The organism is Streptomyces sp. Je 1-332 (assembly GCF_040730185.1).
Lineage (GTDB): Bacteria > Actinomycetota > Actinomycetes > Streptomycetales > Streptomycetaceae > Streptomyces.
Map to the genome: position 1 here is coordinate 6,103,325 of NZ_CP160402.1, position 19,970 is coordinate 6,123,294.

Genomic DNA, 19,970 nt, shown 5'->3' on the forward strand with positions numbered 1-19,970 from the left:
CGGCATGACCGCCGTCGACAGCACGCCCGTGACACGGGACACCCAGTGGCAGGAACTACGCGCCACCGCACAGGAGCTGGCCGAGAAGTTCTCCGCGCGCTCCGAACAGAGCTACGACAAGGGGGAGTTCGTCGCCGACAACATCCGGGACCTGATCGAGTCGGGGATCACCGCCGTCAACGTACCCGAGGACATGGGCGGGTTCGAGGCGACCCTGGAGGAGAACACCCTGCTCCTGCGGATCATCGCGGGCGGCTGTGGCTCCACCGCGTTCACCCTCGCCATCCACGCCGTACTGACCGGCTCCATGCGCAGTGACCTGAGCGCCGCCGTGCGGACGCGGATGTTCGCCGCGGTGCGTGACGGGGCCTTCATCGTCGGGCCGTTCACCGACGAGGGCTCGGGCGGCAACTGGGTGCGGCCCTCCACCGTCGCGCGCCGCGAGGGTGACGGCTTCGTCCTCGACGGTCTCAAGCACTTCGCCACCGGCTTCGACGCCGCGACCCACCTGGTCATCACGGCAGGCCTGGACGACGCGCACCTGGAGCCGCCGTTCAACCTCGCCGCCTTCTTCGTGGAGAAGCCTGAGCAGGGCGTCGAAGTGGCCGCTCCCTGGAGCGGGTTCGCGCTCCCCATGACCGGATCGCACTCTATCTCCCTCACCTCGCTGCGGGTGAGCGCGGACGACTCGGTCTTCCCCGACGGGCTCACCCCCCTCTTCGTGATGGCCCGTCAGCAATGGGGCCACTACTGCTTTGCCGCGGTCTTCCTGGGCCTCGCGCACCGCGCGTACGAGCTGGCGGTGGAACGTACCCGGGGCCGCTCCACCACGGCGGTCGCCGATCTGGCGAAGCTGCCCGGCATCCAGTTCGCCGTCGCCCGCATGCGCTCGTCCCTGGCCACCATGGACGCCCTGCTCACGGAGTACGCGACCCGGCACGTCGACGCGGGAGACGATCTGCCCGCCTTCGTCGCGGACACCTGCGTCCCCAAGTACTTCATCACCAACGAGGCCGAGCACGTCGTCGCGACCGCCTTCGAGGTGATCGGGGGCTCCGGCATCCGGGAAGGCTCCCGGATCGGCCAGATCTGGCGCGACGTGAAGGCCGGACCCCTGCTGCCGTTCACCAACGACCTCGCCCGCGAGTACATCGGCAAGGCCGCGCTCGGCATCAGCCCCGTCGAGACCCCGAGGTGGGTGTGATGACCGCGCCCACCGATCACCGCATCGACAACGACTACTACGAAGAGGTCGGCGACGGCTGGTGGGACCCCGAGGGCCCGCTGCGCGCCCTCCACGAGATGAACGGCGCCCGCACCGGCCACTTCGACCGCGTCCTGCGCTCCCACTTCCCCGGCAGCCCGCGCGACGAGCTGCGCGTCGTCGACCTCGGCTGCGGCGGCGGCCTGGTGTCCGAGAACCTCGCCGCCCGTGGCTACCAGGTGACGGGCATCGATCTGTCACCCGGCACGATCGACGCCGCCCGGCGGCACGCGGCCGCCACGGGCGTCCCGGTGGCCTACCGGGTCGGTTCCGCCTACGGCACCGGCCTTCCTGATGCCTGCGCCGAGGCGGTCGTCGCCTCCGACGTCCTGGAGCACTTCCACGACGTACCGGCCGCCCTCGCCGAGATCGACCGGCTCCTCGTACCGGGCGGTGTGCTCCTCTTCGACACTGTCAACCGCACCGTACGCAGCTATCTGCTGCTCATCCTGGTCGCCGAGAAGCTGCTGCGGATCATCCAGCCCGGCACGCACAACTGGCGGATGTTCATCCGCCCCGCCGAGCTCGCCGTGCTCCTGGCCCGGCACGGGCTCGGACTCGGTGAACTGCACGGCCTGGGCCCCGCACGCCCGATTCCCGCACTCCTGCCAGGTCTGCTGCGCCACCGCAGGCTCGGCGACTTCACCCTCACCGGCGACCTCTCGGCCAGCTACATCGGCCACGCCACCAAGACCTCCTGAGCCATCCAGACACCTGAAGGACGCCATGGTCTCCATACGTTCCGCCAGCACCCGTGGGATCGAGGTCCGGGCCGAACCGGACGCCGTGCGGGCCCTGTTGCTCGACACCGTCACCTGCGGTCTGCTGATGCCCGGCGTCGAGTCCCTCACCGACGAGGGCGACGGCATCCACCACTACCGCCTGGAGACCATCTCCAACGGCGCTGTCAGCCACACCCCCGACCACCGCACCCGTTTCGACACCGCCGACCCGGCACGGATCAGCTGGGCACCGGTCGGCGATCACAACTTCCGTTCCTGGGGCGAGTTCCGCACCCAGCCCGGCACCACGCCCGGCACCACCTACCTGGAGATCGACACCCGCTCCGAGGCAGACGTCGACATCGCCCCGGTGGTCCTGCCGCTCGTCGAGCCGTTCGCGCGGCAGCAGAGCGACAAGGTCACCGAGGGCTTCCTCGACGCCATCAAGGAGCGGGCGGAGCGGGCGGCCGTCGCCGGGGTGACGGGATGAGCGCGGGCCGGCTGCTCGCGCTGCGCACCGCGGTCCCGCCGACTCTCGTACCGCAGCGGAGCGCCTTCGACGAGCGGTACCGGGAGATGTTCGAGAGCGTCCCGCAGGCCGAGGAGATCTTCCGCGGCTCGGGCGTGACGAGCAGGCACATGGCCTGGGACCCGCGCACCGCCTACCGCGACGGCTACCCGCCCATCAAGGCCCGGATGGAGGCCTGGCAGGAGCACTTCCTCGCCATGGGCCGGCAGACCGTCGGCGGTGTGCTCGACGCGGCCGGTCCCACGGCCCGCGAGCGGATCGGCAGCTTCGTCGTGGCCAGCTGCACCGGATACGCGGGGCCGACCCCCGAGATCCTCCTGGCCAAGGAGTTCGGCCTGCGGCAGGACCTGCGCCGCACCTTCATCGGGCACATGGGCTGCTATGCGGCGTTCAACGTGCTCAAGACCGCCCTCGACGCGCTCGCCGCGCGCCCCGGAGAGCTGGTTCTCGCCGGCTGCGGCGAGGTGTGCTCGGTGCACCAACGGCCCGAGTTCACCGCCGAACAGGCCGTGGTCAACGCCCTGTTCGGGGACGCGGGAGCGATGATGCTCCTCGGCGGCGACGATGAATGCGACGCCGACGGGCCGGGGCCGGTGTTCCTCGGCACCCACACCGAGACCCACCCCGACACCCTCGAAGCGATGAGCTGGCACATCGAGGACTCGGCGTTCCGCATGACGCTCTCGCCGTACGTCCCCTTCTACCTCGCCGAGAACATCGAACCGTTCGTGAAGCGGCTCCTGGCTCCGTACGGCCTCGGCACCGGCGACGTACAGCACTGGGGCGTCCACCCCGGCGGCCCGAAGATCATCGACTTCGTGGGGGAGAAGCTCGCACTGACCCCCGGTCAGCTCGGACCCTCGCGCGGCGTGCTCGCCGAGAACGGCAACTGCTCGTCCGCCACCATCCTGCTCATTCTCGAACGCATCCTGCGCGAAAGCCGCCCGGAGCCCGGCGAGCACGCCGTACTCATGGCGTTCGGACCCGGCCTGACCATGGAGTCGGCGCTCGTCCGCTTCTGAATCCCCCGATCCGATGGGACCCGCCATGACCAGCGCACTGCAGCCCCGATGGGCGACGCCCGATCTGCACGCCGCGATCAAGGACCACTACGACGGCCTGATCGAGCTGTACGAGGACCTGTGGGGCGAGCACATCCACCACGGCTACTGGGCCGAGGACGAGCCCGACCCCGGCCGGCACGCCGCCCAGGTGCGCCTCGTCGAGGAACTGATGAGCTTCGGTCCGCTGCCCGAGGGCAGCCGGGTCCTGGACGCGGGCTGCGGCATCGGCGCCTCCGCCGTCCACCTCGCCCAGCGCCTCGGCTGCCAGGTCGACGGCATCACGATCAGCGCCGAGCAGATCACGCGCGCCGAGGCGAAGGCCGCCGAGGGCGGCGTCACCGACCGCACCACCTTCCGGCTCGTCGACGCGCTGCACACCGACTACGCCGACGGCACCTTCGACGTCGTATGGGCGCTGGAGAGCTGCGAACTCATGCCGGACAAGCGGGCCTTCCTCGCCGAGTGCCTGCGGGTCCTCAAACCCGGCGGCACGCTGCTCGTCGCCACCTGGTGCGCCCGCGACGACAGCCTCTCCGCCGACGAGACCAGGCTGATGGGGCGCATCTACCGCGACTTCGTGGTCTCCCACGTGCTGCCGCTCGACCAGTACCGCGACCTCGCCGACGGCCTCGGCTTCACCGCTATCCGCACCGACGACTGGTCGGAGCGGGTGTGGGACACCTGGAAGCTCTCCAGCGACATCGTCAAGCCCGTGGTCCGCGACCCCTCCGTGGTGTGGAAGCTGGTCAGGGCCAAGGGAATGGACATCTTCCGCTTCCTCAACTCCGTGCCCCTGATGAAGCAGGCGTACGACCGTGGCGTGATGCGCTACGGCGTCCTGCGCGCCGAACGCCCCCTGTGACCCGCATCCCACGACCCTGGAGAGCACGATGACCACAACGGCCGAACCAGGCGCTCCCCTCATCGAGTCCCTGGTGGCGGACCTGCTCACCCAACCGTGGCTGATCGACCTGTTCACCGAGCTGGCCGAACGGCAGTCGGGGTCCATGGCGGCGGCCGAGCGGCTGCGCCAGGTCGACGTCACCAACCACGCCTTCTGGCCCTTCCACGCCCCGCAGTTCCCGCTGGTGGTGACCGGCGCGCACGGCAGCCGCCTGACCGACGTGGACGGCAACACCTACATCGACTGCCATCTGGGATTCGGTGCCCAGGCCCTGCACGGGCACAGCCCGGAGCCGGTCGTCGACTTCGTCCGCGAACAGCTGGCAGCCACCACCGGCAACGGCTACTGCCATCCCGTCGAGGAGCGGCTCATCGGTCTCCTCAAGGAGTTCGTGCCGCACTGCGAGAAGTTCGCCTTCCTCAACTCCGGCACCGACGCCACCGCGGCCGCGATCCGCCTGGCCCGCGCGCACACCGGCCGGCGCATGGTCGCCAAGTTCGAGGGCTCCCTCCACGGGGTGCATGAACTGGGCATGCACAACACCGCGTTCTGGTACCACGGCCACCCCGCCCAGTCCTTCCCGGGGATCGAGGGCGACGGGGCGGTCGAGCCCCGTTCCGCGCTGACGGGTGTGCCGAACGCCGATCCGCGCGACCTGCTCGTCCTGCCCAACGACCCGGTCGTCGCCCTCGCCCTCATCGAGAAGCACAAGGACGAGCTGGCCTGCGTGCTCGGCGAGGCCGTCTCCTCGTCCTTCCCGTTCGCCGAGCACACCGTTCCGCTGATCCGCGCCGTCTCCGATTCCTGCCGCCGGCTGCGCGTCCCGTTCATCCTCGACGAAGTGCTCACCGGATTCCGGTACGGTCCCGGCGGCGCGGGCGCGCACTTCGGCATCGAGGCCGACCTCTACTGCTTCGGCAAGGTCATCAGCGGCCTCGGCATCCCGCTGTCCGCCGTCGCGGGACGGGCCGCGCTCCTGGACCACACACAGACCTCCGGTCTTCCACTGACCGACATCGGCCGCAAGACCTGCGTCCAGACCACGCATGTCGGCAACCACCTGGCGCTGAGCGCCTCGTACGCGAGCCTGAGCCTGCTCCACGAGCAGCGGGACACGTACTACACCGAGACCCGGGCCAAGGTCGACGGCATCCAGCGACGGCTCGCGGCCTTCCGCGCGGAGACCGGCATCCCGCTGCGCCTCGTCGGGTTCGGCGACTTCATCGGGTCGTTCGGCTTCCTGGAGCACGAGAGCTACGACGACTACCGCACGTTCGCCGGATCGGTGAACCCCATCGCGTTCTTCCTGCTGACCCTGATGCTGCGCAAGCGCGGCTTCTACACGCTGAGCCTGCCGATGCTGTTCACCGGGGGCGCGCACAGCGAGGAGGACCTGGTGGCGCTCACCACGGCCGTGACGGACTCGGCGCGCGAACTGCACAGCCACGGCTTTCCGTTCATCCTCCCGGGAGCGGGGGCCGAGGCGCGGTGAGCGGCTCAGGGGAGTACCCCCGCACGGCGCACGACGCCGACGCCGTGGTGATCGGGGCCGGCATCGCGGGCCTCGTCGCTGCTGTCAAGCTCGCGTCCGGCGCCGGCGGCCGTGGTGTGCTGCTGCTCGAAGCGGGCAGCGAACCGGGCGGCCGGGCGCGCACCACGGAGCACCAGGGGTACGCCCTCAACTTCGGACCGCGGGCCCTGTACCGCGCCACGGCCAAGGAGTTGAGGGCACTGGGCCTCCGCGTCGAGGGCGGGGAGCCGGACATCGCGGGCGCCTCGGTCCTGCGCGGAGGTGCCTTCCATCCCGGATACGCCGCCGCCGGGCCCCTGCTGCGCACGGCGCTCCTCTCCCGGCGCGAACGCGTCGCCGTGGCCCGGCTCCTGGCCCTGTGCCGCACGCGTGCCCGGCTCGCCCGCAGCGACGCGGCCCAGTGGCTCGCGGCACGGCTGCCGACGGAGCGGGCGCGGCAGGCCGCGTTCGCCGTCCTGCGCATCAGTACGTATGTGGGCCGCCCCGAGATGATCGCCGCGGACGCCCTCACCGCGCACTTCGCCGAAGTCCGCCGTGGTGTGCTCTATCTCGACGGCGGCTGGGGGAGCGTGGTCGACGGGCTTGCCGCGCGGGCGCGTGACCTCGGCGTCGAACTGCGCACCGGGGCGCGGGCAGTGGCGGTGGAGGGCGGCGGGAAGCCGTGCGTGCGGCTCGCGGACGGCTCGTCGGTGACCGGCCGCTCGGTGGTCGTCGCCGGGCTGCCGCCCCGGGCCGCCGCGGAACTTCTCGGGCGCCCGGAACTCGCCGCCGGGTCCGGACGTCCTTTGCACACGGCCTGTCTGGACGTGGCGCTCAGCCAACTCCCCGACCCTGGACGCGCGTTGGTCTTCGGCGTGGACGACCCCGTATATCTCTCGGACTTCTCCCGCGCGTCGCGCGTCGCGCCGCCCGGCGGAGCCGTCCTGCACCTGGCCCGGTACGACGACGGGGCGGGGCTCGCACCCGCGCAGGTCCGTGCCCGCCTGTACGGACTGCTCGACCGCTGTCAGCCCGGCTGGCGCGACGTCCTCGTGCACGAGCGCTTCCTGCCCCGCATGACCACGATGAGCGCCGTGCCGCAGCCGCGGTTCGGCGGACTCGCGGGCCGTCCCGGCGCGCGGGTACCCGGTGTCCCCGGCGTGTACCTGGCCGGCGACTGGGTCGGCCCCACCGGACTGCTCGCGGACGCCAGCGTGCTCAGCGCGGTCCGGGCGGCCGAAGAGGCGGCCACCCGCCTGTGACCGTTTCCTGATCCGTCCTCCTCCCGGGAGTCACCATGCGCCCGATCCGTCTCGCCGCCGTCGGCGGCTCGCTGCGGTCCGACTCGATGTCCGCCGCGGTGCTGCGGTCCTGCTGCCGCCGGGCCCGCTTCGCCGGGGCCACGGTGACACTCCTGACCGGGGCCGACCTCGAACTGCCCCTCTACAACCCGGAGGTGACCCGGACATCGCCCCGTGCCCGGCGGCTCCTCGACGCGCTGCGCTCGGCCGACGGGGTGCTCCTGTCAAGCCCGACCTACCACGGCGGCATGTCGGGCCTGATGAAGAACGCGCTCGACCACACCGAGGCGCTGGCCAAGGAGACGCCCTGCTACCTCGACGGACGAGCCGTCGGCTGCCTGACCGTGGCGTGGAACGACGTGGCGGGCGCCTCCGCCCTTGCCACGCTCCGCTCGTCCGTCCAGGCGCTGCGCGGCTGGACCGTACCGATGGGTGTGGTGGTGCCGGCCGGCACGGACGTCACACCCGACGGCGCCTGCGCCGATCCGCGGACGACCCGCAGGCTGGAGATCCTCACCGACCAGGTCCTCGACTTCGCGCGGATGCGGATCGCCGCGCAGGCGGTGGAGGCCGGTGAACTGACGGCGGCTTCCGTCTAGAGGTGACCTCGGCGGGGACGTGCGGGATCCGCACACACGAGGAGGGTGCCGAACGCTTGGAGCTGTCCGGCACCCCCGTGGAACGAGCTCACACCAGCGGCAGAGTGCGGCGGTCCCCCTCGCGCGCGGCGGCCAGGAGCTCCCGGCCCCGGTCCGTCATGAGCTCCGGTCGCCAGAGGGTGGCTCCGTCGAGCTCCACCCGCACGCCCGTGATGCCGGGAACCTCGCCCACCTTCCGCTCGATCGACCGAGTGATCACCGGAACGGCCATGCAGAAGGGGGCGGTGAGGCTGATCCGCACCAGCGCCCGGCCCGTGTCGTCGACCTCGACGGCACGGACGAGGCCCAGGTCGACCAGGCTCATCGGGCGCTGCCAGGACTGGCTGCAGGGGTCGTACACCTCCTGCAGCGCCTCGGCGACCTGCCGGTCGAGTCCGTCGAGACCGCTCTGTCCGCTGTGTCCGGCGTGGCCGTCCGTGGAGGTCGCCGGCACGGCCGGGGCGCTCACGCGGCGGCTCCCGGCGCGGCGTTCCACAGCTCCGGCTGGGTGGCGCGCCAGTGGGACCACATCGGGCGGTTGCCTCCGTGCGCCGCCCGTTCCCGGGCGAACTCGTCGTCGCGTACGGCCTGTTCGGCGGCGGCCAGGTCGATCCCGGCGATGCGCGCGAAGTTGCCGGCCAGGAAGCCGGCTCGCTGCTCGTGGGTGATCTGCTCGATCCCGTACCGCTCGAGGAGCTGGTCGGAGAAGGTCAGGCGCGCCATCTTCTCCAGCACCGGCTGCGGGTGGAAGTGCATCGCACCGGAGGCGTAGATGATCTTCTCGGCGCCGCCCAGCGAGATCAGCTGGGCCAAGGCGTCCTCGACGTACCCCATGCCGTGCGCCAGGATCGCCGAGGTGATCTCCAGGTTGGCGTAGACGTTCGGCAGCCGCATCAGTGCCATCGCGACCTCCTCGACGAACGGCGGGAGGCCCGCGTGCACGATCTCGAAGGAGAGGTCGATGTGGCGGATGGCGACGGTCTCCAGGTCGTCGATGCCGAAGGGCGCCAGCGGTACCAGGCCGTTGGGGATGATCTTGTGTACGGCGAAGATCTTGATGCCGAGTTCCTTGGCGAGCTCGAAGAGCGGGTCGAACTCGGGGTCGTCCAGGCGCCAACTGGCGTCAGGTGAGCCGGAGTTGGGATACACCTTGATGCCGATCGTGCCCGGCACGTCGGCCACCTGCTGACGCAGGTCCCGCAGGCAGGCGTCGATGCCCAGCATCGGATTGAGCCCGGCGTACGGAATGACGCGCTGTGGCCACTTGTCGGCGAGCACCTGGTTCTTGGTGCCGTTGCACAGGCCGTCCTGGAAGACGCTGTCGATCCGCAGCCGGTGGTTGACGGCCAGGTCCACATCGGACTCGGTGAACATCGTCCGGGCGAGCAGCTCGGGCGACCAGTCCGTGCAGAAGGCCTCACGCGCGATGGCGGAGCCCTCCGTCGCGAACCGCTCGTGCATGCCCCACAGCATCTCGCGCAGTGCGAAGGCGTGCAGGTCGGGTCCGCCGCCCGGCGCCTGGTTGAGGTTGTCCTCGGCCAGGTTGTAAGGGTGCACCGTGGCATCGATGACGAACATGTTGTCGATCAACTCAGTCTCCCGTCACAGCGGTTCGTGACCGGGCGTGCCGATCGCGCGGCCCGGCGCGCAGAGTCTGTGCCGACCGCCTTCAGCGGGACTAAAGCACCCGTCAGAACACTGGCCGCACCGACGGAAGGTGACGATCCAATGTTCTCAGCCCTGGGCTCCGCACTGCACGCGAGGCGGCGCGTCAGCTTGCTGTTGGCCGTTCTCGCCGCTGTCCTCGCTGCTCTCTTCGGGGGGACGGTCGACAAGAAGCTGACCAACGGTCTGTCCGACTACGACGATCCGGGCGGCCCCAACGTCGCCGCACGCAAGGTCATCGAGCAGGCCACCGGCATCGACGCCCAGCAGGGGTACGCCCTGCTCGTGCGCACCGACGCCCCCATCGACCCCGAGGCCAAGACCCCGCCGGCCTCTGTGGCCGCCGCCGTGAAACTGCTGCGCGACCGGCCCGAGGTCCGCCAGGTGGTCGACTACGCATCGGCGAGCAACCCCGCGCTCGTCTCGAAGGATTCCCGCAGCACCGTCGTCATCGGCGCCGTCGCGCCGATGAAGGAGTCCGCCACGGTCGACGCGGAGAAGGAACTGCAGCAGGCCATCAAGGACGATCCCGCGCTGCGCGGCAACGCCTGGATCGGCGGCCCGACACCCGGCCACGTCCAGGTCGCGGACGTCTCCAACAAGGATCTGGCGAAGGCCGAGGGTCTTGCGCTGCCGCTCATCCTGATCCTGCTCTTCGTCGTCTTCCGGGGCGTCGTCGCCGCGCTCGTGCCGATCATCGGCGCCATGGTCTCGCTGCTCCTGACGCTGGCCGGGCTGCGGGTCGCGACGCTGTTCATGAACGTCTCCACGGGCGCGCTCAATCTGGCCTTCGCCCTCGGACTCGGCCTGTCCGTCGACTTCGGACTGCTGATCGTCTCCCGCTACCGCGAAGAGCTCGCGGTACACGGGCCCGGGGTGGAGGCGGTGCGCCGCACCGTCGCGACCGCGGGGCGCACCGTGCTCTTCAGCGCTCTGACCGTGGCCGCCGCGCTCGCGGCGCTCATGGTCTTCCCGCATCCCTACCTGCGGTCGATGGGCCTTGCCGGTGTCATCACCGTGGTGGCGGCCGCACTGTTCGCGCTGCTCGGTCTTCCCGCGCTGCTCGCCGTGCTCGGCCGGCGCATCAACTCCCTCGCCCCGCGCCGCTGGCAGCGCGACATCTCGGCCGACGAGGCCGCGGGCAACCGCTGGCACCGCATCGCGTCCGGCGTCATGCGCCGCCCCGGCATCGTCGCCGTGGTCGCCGCCGCCATCATGCTGCTCATCGCGGCGCCCGTGCTCGGCATCCGGTTCACCGGCGCCGACTCGGCGACACTGCCGACCGAGACGAGCGCGGGACGCGTCGCGGCCGAACTGGAACGGGACTTCAAGGACCCGGCCACCTCGCCCCTGCAGATCGTCCTGGACACCGACGACAGCACCGGTCTCGCGGCGTACGCCGACAAGGTCGCGAAGGTGCCGGGCGTCGAGGCGGTGGCCGAGCCCGTCCGGCTCGACGCCCGGCACTGGGAGGTCGACGCCGTCCTCACCGGGGCCCCGCTCGGGACCGAGGCGCAGGACGCCGCCGCCGACGTGCGCGACATCGCGGCACCGCACCCGGCCCGCTACACCGGCCTCACCGGTGACTTCCTGGCCCAGAAGGAGTCCATCGGCGACCGGCTCCCGCAGGCCGCGGGGCTGCTCACCGTCATCACCCTGCTGCTGCTCTTCGCCTTCTCCGGCTCGGTGATCCTGCCGTTCAAGGCGCTCCTGATGAACACCCTCTCCACGGCCGCCGCGCTCGGCTTCCTGGTCTGGGTCTTCCAGGACGGCAACCTCGGCTTCGCGGCGCAGAGCGGCATCGAGACGACGACTCCGGTGCTGGTCTTCGCGCTGGCCTTCGGGCTCTCCACGGACTACAACGTCTTCCTGCTCGGCCGGATCAAGGAGGCCAAGGCGGCGGGCCTCGGTGAACGGGAGGCGGTCTCCGAGGGCCTGGCGAGGACGGGGCCCATCGTCACGTCGGCGGCGGTCCTCTTCTGCCTCGCGCTGGGTGCGCTCGGCCTGTCCCGGCTCGTCTTCATCAAGGAGCTCGGCCTCGGCACCGCCTTCGCCGTGCTGATCGACGCCACGATCGTCCGCGCCCTGCTCGTGCCGTCCCTGATGGCGATGCTCGGCCGCACCAACTGGTGGGCGCCGGCGCCGCTGCGCAGGCTGCACACCGCGCTGCGCCTGGACCGGATGGAGCCGCCTGCCGCGGCCCCCGACGCCTCCTCGGGCGGCATGGTGCCCGCTGCCGCGGACGCGCGGGCCAAGCCCGAAGTGCCTGCCGCCACCCCCTGATCGACGCACCCCACGGTTCTTTCCCCAGGAGGCACATCGATGGACACCCGACAGAGCCCGCACACGGATGGCCCGGCGGGCTCCCGACCGGAGCACGAGTACCCCTTCCATCGCCCCTCGGCCGTGGAAGTGCCCCCTCTGTACGAGGAGTTGCGGGCCCAGTGCCCCGTGGCGCGCGTCGGCCTGCCCAGCGGCGACGAGGGTTATGTCGTCAGTCGCCACGAGGACGTACGCACCGTGCTCGCGGACCCCCGCTTCAGCCGGGCGGCGACCGTCGAGCCCGGCGCCCCGCGTCTCAGCGCCTCCGCGCCTCCGATGGCGGGCGGCCTGTTCACCATGGACCCGCCCGAGCACACCCGCCTGCGCAAGCTCGTGTCCCGGGAGTTCACCGCGCGCCGCGTACAGAATCTGCGCCCCCGCATCCAGGAGCTGACGGACGGGCTGCTCGACGAGATGGAGCGAACCGCCCCGCCCGTCGACCTGAACACCGCCCTGGCCTTCCCGCTGCCCGTCATGGTCATCTGTGAACTGCTCGGCGTGCCCTTCGAGGACCGGGACCGCTTCCGCGCCTGGTCGGACGCGTTCGTCTCGCTCACCTCGCACTCCGCGGACGAGGTGATGAGCCAACGGATGTCCATGGTCACGTACTTGGGCGAACTGGTGCAGCGCAAGCGCGAGGAACCTGCCGGGGACCTGATGAGCGCCCTTGTCTCGGCGCGCGACGAGGAGGGCTCGCTCAGCGAGCAGGAGCTGATCACCATGGGGATCACCCTCCTCGTGGCGGGGCACGAGACCACCGTCAGCATGATCGGGACCTGCGTCCTGACCCTGCTGCGGCACCCCGAGCAGCTGGCGGCGCTGCGGGAGCACCCGGAGCGGATGGAGCACGCCGTCGAGGAGCTGCTGCGGATCAACCCCATCGGTGACGGCGGGCCGTTGCGCGTGACGCTCGAGGACGTGGAGATCGCCGGCACCCGTATCCCCAAGGGCAGTGCGGTCCTTGCGGCGATCTGCTCGGCCAACCGTGACGAGCGTCGGTTCACCGAGGGCCCGACGGCCGCGTTCGATCCCTTCCGTCCCTCCGCCGTCGCCCAGCTGGCGTTCGGCCATGGCCCGCACTTCTGCCTGGGCGCCGCGCTGGCCAGGGCGGAGCTGCAGATCGTCCTGGGCACCCTGGTGCGGCGCTTCCCGACGCTGAAGCTCGCCGAGGACGCATCGGAGCTGCGGATGACCACCGGGATGATGGTCCACGCACTGGACCGGTTGCCGGTCACCTGGTAGCCGGTGCGCGCCCCCGGCAGCGAAGCGGCCCGGCCCTCGGGATCGGGGGCCGGGCCGCCTTTCTCGGCCATTTCGATACAACCGTTGCGTTAATCGGTGGCAGTCGCTAGCCTGGAATACGAGACGGGCGTAGCGAAATGCTCGTAGCGACATGTTCTTCCCGAAGGAAGCGACAGGGGTGCGGTCATGACCACGGAAGCCAGACGGGGCCGGCCCCGGGCCGAAGGTGCCGACGCGCGCATCCTGGAGGCGGCGTACGCCGTGCTCGTCGACCGTGGGTACGAGCGCTACTCGATCGACGAGGTCGCCCAGCGGGCCGGGGTCGCCAAGACCACGATCTACCGGCGCTGGCCCACCCGGGACCACCTCATCGTCGCCGTCGTCGCCAAGATCCAGGACGAGGTGCCGGTGACGGACACCGGAGACATCCGGCACGACCTGGTGACGTACCTGGAAGCCATCGTCGGCGGACTGGACCGCATGCGCCGGGTCGGCAGGGTGGTGGAGCCGGGTGACCGCTCGGCCGGCCTGGTCGCGGAGATCGTCGCGGCCGCCGCCCGTCACGCCGACGTCGGCGGAGCCCTGCGAGGCCTCTTCGCCCGCCGCAACGCCCTGCCGCTCGCCCTCCTGGCAAGCGCCAGTGCGCGCGGTGACCTCAAGCCCGATGCCCAACCCGGCCTGGTCTTCGACGAGTTGGCCGGCGCCGTCTACTACCGGCTGTTCATCACCGGCGAGCCCATCGACGGGGACTACGCGTCACGGCTCGTCGACCAGGTGCTCGCCGGAGCCCGCACCCCCAACGAGGAAGGGACCTGACCATGAGCTCCTCCGTGTTCGAGAACAACACCGCCCGGCGTGGCACGGACGACGCCGACCACCACGACCCCGCGGCACCCGACCCCGCCGAGGGCACCGTCAAGAAGAGGTCCTGGCCCCGCAGGCGGCCCATTCTCAGTGGCCTCCTGGTCTTATCGGTGGCCCTCACCGGTTACACGGTGTGGACGAACACCCAACCCGTGCGGATCACCGCGTCGCTGGAGCTGCGGGCCACGCCCGACGAAGTATGGGAAGTGCTCTCCGACTTCGAGAAGTATCCGGAGTGGAACCCGTTCATCACCAGCGCCGAGGTGACCTCCGACAGCGGCCGGGTCGAGGAGGGCGCCACGCTGCGCAACCGCATGCACGACGCCAGCGGTGACACGACCTTCACGCCGACGATCCAGAAGGTCGACCCCGGCCGGGAGCTCAAGTGGCTCGGCAAGGTCGAGCCCGGCTGGATCGCCGACGGTCAGCACCGTTTCCACATCGAGCGCATCGGCCCCGACCGGGTGCGGTTCACTCAGACCGAGCGCTTCACCGGGGTCGCTGTTCCCTTTCTGAAGGGGCACCTCGAAGAGAAGACGCTGCCGCAGTTCCACGCCATGAACGAAGCCCTCCAAGAGCGGCTCGACGCTCTGAGGTGAGCGGCTGCTGCAACTGGAAGTAGGCGCCGGCGAGGGTGCGCCGCTTCAGCGAACGGCTTCCGTCGACGCACCGGTACAGCAGCCGGCGGAAGCCGCCGCCGAGCACACCGTGCAGGGCGAAGAGCCGCTCCTGCCGCAACTGCAGGCTGCGCGAACGGTCCACCGACTTCTCCCGGGCCAGCTGGAACTCCTCGCTCGCCCGGAGCAGTTCGACCACGCCCCCGCCCTCCGCGAACGTACGCGAGAGGAGCGGGGCAAGCGTCACGGCGTCGATCACCGCATGGTTGACGCCCTGTCCCAGGATGGGAGTGAGCGTGTGCGCGGCGTCGCCGATCAGCGTCAGACCCGGCATGGACCAGCGCGATGCCACGGTCGTGAAGATGTCGAGCATGGAGGCGTCGGACCAGCTCAGCACCGACCGCCCCACGGTATGGGCGAGTTCGGGAGCGAGCCGGCCGATCCGTTCGTGCAGCGCGGGCAGACCCTGCGCGCGCAGCTCCTTGAAGCCGCCCTTGGGGATGTTGAAGCCCACCCGCACACTGTCGGGACGGGTCGGGATGAACAGCCCGTGCTGGTCACCGTCGATCCTGATCCGGTACGTGGAGTCGTCCCACTCGTCCGGCATCGGCAGCTTCAGCCACACCACGTCGCGTTCGAGCGGCACCTTCGTGAACGGCAGCCCGGACAGCGCCCGCACCTTGCTGAAGCGGCCGTCGGCGGCGACGGTCAGCTTCGCCCGCACCGTCACCTCGCCGTCCGGGGTCGTCGCGCGCACCCCGGTCACCGGGCCGCCCTTGTCCCTGAGGAGGCCGGCCGCCGTCGACGCCCGCAGCAGCGTGAAGCCGGGCAGCTCCTCGCCCATCGCGGCGAGCGCGGACAGCAGCGCGGGCTGCGGCAGCTCGACGGGGAACGGCTGCGGATAGGGAAAATCGGCGAAGTCGGCCCGCAGGACCTCACGCCCGCCGTCGATGATCTCCATCCGCCGCATCGGCACGTACGCGCCATCGAGGCGGTCGAGGAGTCCGAGCCGGTCGAAGAGCCAGACCGAGTCGGGCGAGATCGACTCGCCGCGGAAGGAGCGGTCGAAGGTCGCGCTCTTCTCCAGCACCACCACCGACACGGAACGTTTGGCGAGTTCCACGGCGAGAGTAAGCCCGGCGGGCCCCCCGCCGACCACACAGACCTGGGCGGTCAGCTCTCCAGTCATGCTTCTCCTGTCTCGTGCGCTCATTGCGCGCTGATGGGTGCGGTAACGGTGCGATCGCGTTCACCACGCGACGGGAAGCGAACTGATGCCGTGCACCAACATCCCTTCCGGCCTGCGCAGTGCACCGACGGGTACGGCGAGGCGCAGAGTCGGGAAGCGCCGGATCAGGGAGCCGATCGCGATCTGCAGCTCGGCGCGGGCGAGCCCGGAGCCGATGCAGTAGTGCGGACCGTGGCTGAAGGCGAAGTGCGGGTTGACCGGACGGTCGAAGTCCGGCTCGTCCGGGCTCTCGAACTGGGCGGCGTCCCGGTTGGCCGAACTGAGGCTCGCGAGGACCGCGCTGCCCTTCGGCACCGTCCGGCCGGTGCTGAGTTCCACGTCGTCGAGCGTGATGCGCAGCAGCGCCTCGTCGCCCGGCGGGTGCAGACGCAGCAGCTCCTCGACCGCGTTGCCGATCAACTCCGGGTCCTTGCGCAGCCGTTCCAGGTGCTCGGGATGGGTGAGCAGCGATACCACGCTGTTGGCGATCTGGTTGACGGTGGTCTCGTGCCCGGCCACCAGCAGGCTGATCCCGAGGAAGATCAGCTCTTCCTCGGAGAGCCGGTCGCCGTCCTCGTCGTGGATGGAGACCAGCGCGGAGAGCAGATCGTCGCCCGCGTGCTGCCGCTTGGCGGCGACGAGTTGGGCCAGATAGTCGCGCAGCGCGATCTGCGAGGCCAGCATCTCCTCCTTCGTCACCGACGTGGTGGCCAGGAAGACACGCGACCAGGCGGCGAACTTCTCCCGGTCGTCGAACGGCACGCCGAGCAGCTCGCAGATGACGGTCACGGGCAGTTGGAAGGCGAGGGCAGGCACCAGGTCGACCGGCGGCTCCTTCTGCTCCATCGCGTCCAAGAGCGCGTCCGTGTGCTCCTGGATCCGCGGCCGCAGCCCCGCCACCCGTCGCGCGGTGAACTCGCGCGAGACCAGCTTGCGTACCCGGGTGTGCTCGGGCGGGTCCATGTTGAGCAGGCTCTTGAAGTTCTGCGGCGCGGCGGCGAGCCGCGGAGCGCCCGGTTCCAGCGTGGCGGCCCTGCTGAAGCGGGCGTCGGAGAGCGCGGTGCGGACGTCCTCGTAACGGGTGAGGAGAAAGGCGTTGTCGCCGCTGGGCATGCGGACCCTCGCGACCGGGTCCTCCTCGCGCAGCCTTGCGTACATCGGGCACTGCTGGAGGCCGGGCGCGCGCTCGAACGGGTAGGGGAGCGCCTCGTCCGCTGCCTGCGGCGCGGACTCGGGCGCCCTGTCGGGCGCTTCGGGGCTCACGGCCATGGTGATGTCCTCTTCCGGATCGGTGTCGGTGGCGTACGCGGTACGGGGGAAGGGCGGTTAGAGCCCGCTGGGCAGGGGCGCAATGTCGAGCGGCCGGGTCCGTTCCGCCTCCTGGAGCGGGTAGTAGATGCGGGCGAAGATCCTGCCCTTCGCCCTGGTGCTGGAGCCGACCGTGCGATAGACGGTTCGGCGCAACGCGCGGGAGAGCCGGCCGGAGAGCGCGAAGGCACGCTCCTGGCGCAGCTGCAGCGTGCGGGCGACGGCCACGGAGGCCTCACGCTCCTGTTGGAAGCGCTTCGTCGCCGCGTCCAGAGCGGCGTGCGGCGTGCCCGCTCCGCTGTGCGCGAGCGCTTCGGAGGCGAGCCTGGCCAGGACCACCGCATCGGTGATCGCGTGGTTGACGCCCTGGCCGAGCACGGGCGTGAGGGTGTGCGCGGCGTCCCCCAGCAACGCGAGACCGGGGCAGGACCACCGGGGGACCACCGTGGTGAAGATGTCCAGCATCGAGGTGTCCGACCACTTGGTGACCGCCTCGCGCACGCCCGTGGCGATCTCGGGCGCCAGCTCGTCGATCCGGGCGTGCAGGGCGGAGATGCCCTCCTTGCGCATGTCGCGCAGGCCGCCCTTGGGGATGTTGAAGCCGACCCGGACCAGATCGGGCACCGTCGGGATGAACAGGCCGTGCCGGTCGCCGACGATCCGCACCCGGTAGGTGTGGCCGTCCCAGGCCGCGGGCCTCGGCACCTTGAACCAGACGAAGTCCCGCTCGAGCGGCGTCTTCTCGTACGGGAGCCCGGACATCTCACGGACCTTGCTGAAGCGCCCGTCGGCCCCGACGGTGAGCGCCGCGTGCACCTCGAAGGGGCCGTCGTGACCCGTGCAGCGCACCCCGGTCACCCGCCCGTCCGCGTCGTGCAGCAGACCGGTGGCGGCGGCCCTGCGCACCAGCTCGAACCCGGGGAGCGCCGATGCCTCCTCGGTCAGGGCGGTCAGGAGCGGTGGCTGGGGCAGCTCCATGGGGTAGGGGGAGGGCTGGTCGAAGGCGGAGAAGTCGGCGGAGAGTACGGTGCGTCCGTTCTCCGTGATCTCCATGTGGCGGGTCTCGAGGGTCTGGTCACGGACCTTGTCCAGGACTCCCATCCGCTCGAGCAGCCAGACCGAGTCGGGCGAGATCGACTCGCCGCGGAAGGAGCGGTCGAAGCGCGCGCTCTGCTCCACCACCGTCACCGGGACGGACCTTCGTGCCAGTTCGAGCGCGAGGGTGAGCCCGGCGGGGCCGCCGCCCACCACACAGACCTGCGTCCGATGAGCCGCTGCCATCTCTGTGCCTCTCCACGGAACGGTTGGTCCCGGCGAGCATCGGCGTGCGGACTAAAGCTCGGCTTGCGGGCGGTGCCACCTCACACAAGGCGTACTTAAGGACCTGGCACGACGCTCGGCACCGCACTACCCAGGAGGGCTGATGAGAGCAGCGGACACAGCAGGGCCGGCGGGAGAGGCGAACACGGCCGCCCGTGCGCGGAACGCGCCGGACACCGACGAGATGGAGCTCGTCCACTCCCTCTTCCGACGGGAGTACACGGCCGCCGTTTCGCTGGTACGCGGTGTCGGCGCGGGAGACACCGGGCGCAGCGGGACCGTCGCCGGCCATCTCGCGGCGCTCGGCGGCATGCTGGAGGAGCACCACCTGGCGGAGGACGAGCTGGTCTGGCCGCGCCTCGCCGACGACCCCGCCGTCGACGCGCTGGTGCTGCGGCGCATGGAGCAGCAGCACGAGCGGATCGCCGAGGTGCTGCAGCGGCTCCAGGAGGCGCTGCCCCGATGGCGCGAGCGCGCGGAGCCGGCGCGGCGAGACGCCGTCGCGGACGCCTGCGCCGCTCTCGTACCCGTCCTCGGGGAACACTTCGCCGACGAGGAGACGCACATCCTGCCCCTGGTCCCGGGGCGGTTCACCGCCGAGCAGTGGGCGCTCCTGAGCGAGCGCGGCCGGGCGGCTGTGCCGAAGGCACACCGGCTCTACATGCTCGGGGCCCTGTCCGCCGCGGCCGGCCCCGACGGGCAGGAGCAGTTCCTCGGCCGGCTGCCCGGCCCGGTGCGGCTGTTGTGGCGTGTGGCCGGGCGGCGGCTGCACCGCAGCGCGACGGCCCGTCTGCACGGCGCCTGAGCGCCGGCGCCCGAGCACCACCACAGACTGCCTGCCGTGCGCTCATTCCCCCGGAGCGCGCGGCAGGCTCTTGTGTGTGCTCAGCCGGTGCGCACGCTCCTCGAACGGGACTCCACCCGCTGCTTGAGCGCTTCGTTCAGCGCCGCGAAACCACGCTCCGAGTCGGAGATGACGGACCCGGTGAAAGGCACGAGGGCTCCGCTGAACCGCTCGGACTGCACCACCCGGGTTCCGCCGGCGACCGCTGTCAGCTCGAAGCTGTGCTCACCGTCGAAGATGCCGGGCACCCCGAACCGGCCGCGCCAGCGCAGCAGTTGCCCTGGTTCGCTCACCAGGACGGTGGGCCGGAAGGTCATCTCCCTGCCCGACGGCAGGCGGAACCGCAGCGAAAGACGGGCGCCGGGCGATGCCGTTCCCCCGGCCTCCACGAGAAAAGGGTTCCATTCCTTGAACGCGGAGAAATCAGAAAGCACGGCCCATACTTGTGCGGGATCGGCGTCGATCTCTATCGAGGCGGAAATGCGGCGCATAGGTCTGGACTCCTTCGCCAGTGGCTTGTTTCCTTGAGGTGCTCGAAATGGCAATGCTAGCCGCGCGGCCGCCCGAGTTCACCGGCGTTGTAAGGGAATTCACGCCGCGCAAGCCACCCTTTAGCGAGACCCCGCAG

Annotated in this window: 19 protein-coding genes; 13 read left to right on the forward strand and 6 right to left on the reverse strand. The window is 70.9% G+C overall.

Annotated elements, in window-relative coordinates:
* The first annotated feature begins 4 nt into the window (after window positions 1-4).
* From ABXJ52_RS27685 to ABXJ52_RS27720, 8 genes are read left to right on the forward strand one after another with little or no spacing between them, the layout of a single operon-like run.
* Window positions 5-1,204 carry an acyl-CoA dehydrogenase family protein gene (locus tag ABXJ52_RS27685; RefSeq protein ID WP_367045402.1) on the forward strand — a complete coding sequence of 400 codons (1,200 nt, stop codon included), beginning with the start codon at window positions 5-7 and terminating at the stop codon, window positions 1,202-1,204.
* Window positions 1,204-1,965: a bifunctional 2-polyprenyl-6-hydroxyphenol methylase/3-demethylubiquinol 3-O-methyltransferase UbiG gene (ubiG, locus tag ABXJ52_RS27690; protein WP_367045404.1), complete on the forward strand. Its 762-nt coding sequence runs from the start codon at window positions 1,204-1,206 to the stop codon at window positions 1,963-1,965. Before ABXJ52_RS27685 ends, ubiG begins: the two co-directional genes overlap by 1 nt.
* A gap of 25 nt (window positions 1,966-1,990) precedes the next feature.
* A complete protein-coding gene (locus tag ABXJ52_RS27695) occupies window positions 1,991-2,476 on the forward strand; it encodes a hypothetical protein (protein ID WP_367045406.1) in 486 nt (161 codons plus the stop codon).
* Complete coding sequence (locus tag ABXJ52_RS27700; RefSeq protein ID WP_367045407.1) at window positions 2,473-3,537, forward strand: type III polyketide synthase; 1,065 nt, start codon at window positions 2,473-2,475, stop codon at window positions 3,535-3,537. The genes ABXJ52_RS27695 and ABXJ52_RS27700 overlap by 4 nt, the downstream gene beginning before the upstream one ends.
* A gap of 25 nt (window positions 3,538-3,562) precedes the next feature.
* Window positions 3,563-4,441 (forward strand): methyltransferase domain-containing protein, encoded by an 879-nt coding sequence (locus ABXJ52_RS27705; protein ID WP_367045408.1) that lies wholly within the window; start codon window positions 3,563-3,565, stop codon window positions 4,439-4,441.
* A gap of 28 nt (window positions 4,442-4,469) precedes the next feature.
* The gene (locus ABXJ52_RS27710; RefSeq protein ID WP_367045409.1) at window positions 4,470-5,975 is read left to right on the forward strand and encodes an aminotransferase class III-fold pyridoxal phosphate-dependent enzyme; all 1,506 of its coding nucleotides are present in this window, start codon (window positions 4,470-4,472) and stop codon (window positions 5,973-5,975) included.
* The gene (locus ABXJ52_RS27715) at window positions 5,972-7,255 is read left to right on the forward strand and encodes an FAD-dependent oxidoreductase (RefSeq protein WP_367045410.1); all 1,284 of its coding nucleotides are present in this window, start codon (window positions 5,972-5,974) and stop codon (window positions 7,253-7,255) included. Before ABXJ52_RS27710 ends, ABXJ52_RS27715 begins: the two co-directional genes overlap by 4 nt.
* A gap of 35 nt (window positions 7,256-7,290) precedes the next feature.
* Window positions 7,291-7,893, forward strand: coding sequence for an NAD(P)H-dependent oxidoreductase (locus ABXJ52_RS27720; protein WP_367045412.1), 603 nt, complete (start codon window positions 7,291-7,293; stop codon window positions 7,891-7,893).
* Window positions 7,894-7,981: 88 nt separating this feature from the next.
* Here the strand turns inward: ABXJ52_RS27720 and ABXJ52_RS27725 are convergent, their stop codons facing one another.
* Both ABXJ52_RS27725 and ABXJ52_RS27730 read right to left on the reverse strand, forming a co-directional pair.
* A complete protein-coding gene (locus ABXJ52_RS27725; protein WP_367045414.1) occupies window positions 7,982-8,401 on the reverse strand; it encodes a metal-sulfur cluster assembly factor in 420 nt (139 codons plus the stop codon).
* Window positions 8,398-9,522, reverse strand: a complete 1,125-nt coding sequence (locus ABXJ52_RS27730) for an amidohydrolase family protein (protein ID WP_367045416.1) — start codon at window positions 9,520-9,522, stop codon at window positions 8,398-8,400. Before ABXJ52_RS27730 ends, ABXJ52_RS27725 begins: the two co-directional genes overlap by 4 nt.
* 138 nt (window positions 9,523-9,660) lie before the next feature.
* Here ABXJ52_RS27730 and ABXJ52_RS27735 point away from each other — a divergent pair, with 138 nt between their 5' ends.
* The 4 genes from ABXJ52_RS27735 to ABXJ52_RS27750 all read left to right on the forward strand — a co-directional run bounded on the left by ABXJ52_RS27735 (window position 9,661) and on the right by ABXJ52_RS27750 (window position 14,624).
* On the forward strand, window positions 9,661-11,880 hold the full coding sequence (locus ABXJ52_RS27735; RefSeq protein ID WP_367045418.1) for an MMPL family transporter: 2,220 nt from the start codon (window positions 9,661-9,663) through the stop codon (window positions 11,878-11,880).
* 39 nt (window positions 11,881-11,919) lie between these two features.
* On the forward strand, window positions 11,920-13,161 hold the full coding sequence (locus ABXJ52_RS27740) for a cytochrome P450 (RefSeq protein WP_367045420.1): 1,242 nt from the start codon (window positions 11,920-11,922) through the stop codon (window positions 13,159-13,161).
* Window positions 13,162-13,347: 186 nt separating this feature from the next.
* Window positions 13,348-13,977 carry a TetR/AcrR family transcriptional regulator gene (locus ABXJ52_RS27745; RefSeq protein ID WP_367045422.1) on the forward strand — a complete coding sequence of 210 codons (630 nt, stop codon included), beginning with the start codon at window positions 13,348-13,350 and terminating at the stop codon, window positions 13,975-13,977.
* Window positions 13,978-13,979: 2 nt separating this feature from the next.
* Entirely contained in the window at window positions 13,980-14,624 is a 645-nt protein-coding gene (locus ABXJ52_RS27750) for an SRPBCC domain-containing protein (protein ID WP_367045423.1), read from the forward strand.
* Here the strand turns inward: ABXJ52_RS27750 and ABXJ52_RS27755 are convergent.
* Genes ABXJ52_RS27755 through ABXJ52_RS27765 form a run of 3 tightly spaced genes read right to left on the reverse strand, consistent with a single transcriptional unit; the run spans window position 14,515 to window position 18,459 of the window.
* A complete protein-coding gene (locus ABXJ52_RS27755; protein WP_367045424.1) occupies window positions 14,515-15,831 on the reverse strand; it encodes an FAD-dependent oxidoreductase in 1,317 nt (438 codons plus the stop codon). The genes ABXJ52_RS27750 and ABXJ52_RS27755 overlap by 110 nt on opposite strands.
* 60 nt (window positions 15,832-15,891) lie before the next feature.
* The gene (locus ABXJ52_RS27760; protein ID WP_367045425.1) at window positions 15,892-17,139 is read right to left on the reverse strand and encodes a cytochrome P450; all 1,248 of its coding nucleotides are present in this window, start codon (window positions 17,137-17,139) and stop codon (window positions 15,892-15,894) included.
* A gap of 57 nt (window positions 17,140-17,196) precedes the next feature.
* Window positions 17,197-18,459, reverse strand: a complete 1,263-nt coding sequence (locus tag ABXJ52_RS27765; protein WP_367045427.1) for an FAD-dependent oxidoreductase — start codon at window positions 18,457-18,459, stop codon at window positions 17,197-17,199.
* 142 nt (window positions 18,460-18,601) lie between these two features.
* Here ABXJ52_RS27765 and ABXJ52_RS27770 point away from each other — a divergent pair, with 142 nt between their 5' ends.
* Window positions 18,602-19,303 (forward strand): hemerythrin domain-containing protein, encoded by a 702-nt coding sequence (locus tag ABXJ52_RS27770; RefSeq protein WP_367045428.1) that lies wholly within the window; start codon window positions 18,602-18,604, stop codon window positions 19,301-19,303.
* An 80-nt stretch (window positions 19,304-19,383) separates the two neighbouring features.
* Here the strand turns inward: ABXJ52_RS27770 and ABXJ52_RS27775 are convergent, their stop codons facing one another.
* Window positions 19,384-19,833 (reverse strand): SRPBCC domain-containing protein, encoded by a 450-nt coding sequence (locus ABXJ52_RS27775; RefSeq protein ID WP_367045430.1) that lies wholly within the window; start codon window positions 19,831-19,833, stop codon window positions 19,384-19,386.
* Between the last annotated feature and the right edge of the window lie 137 nt (window positions 19,834-19,970).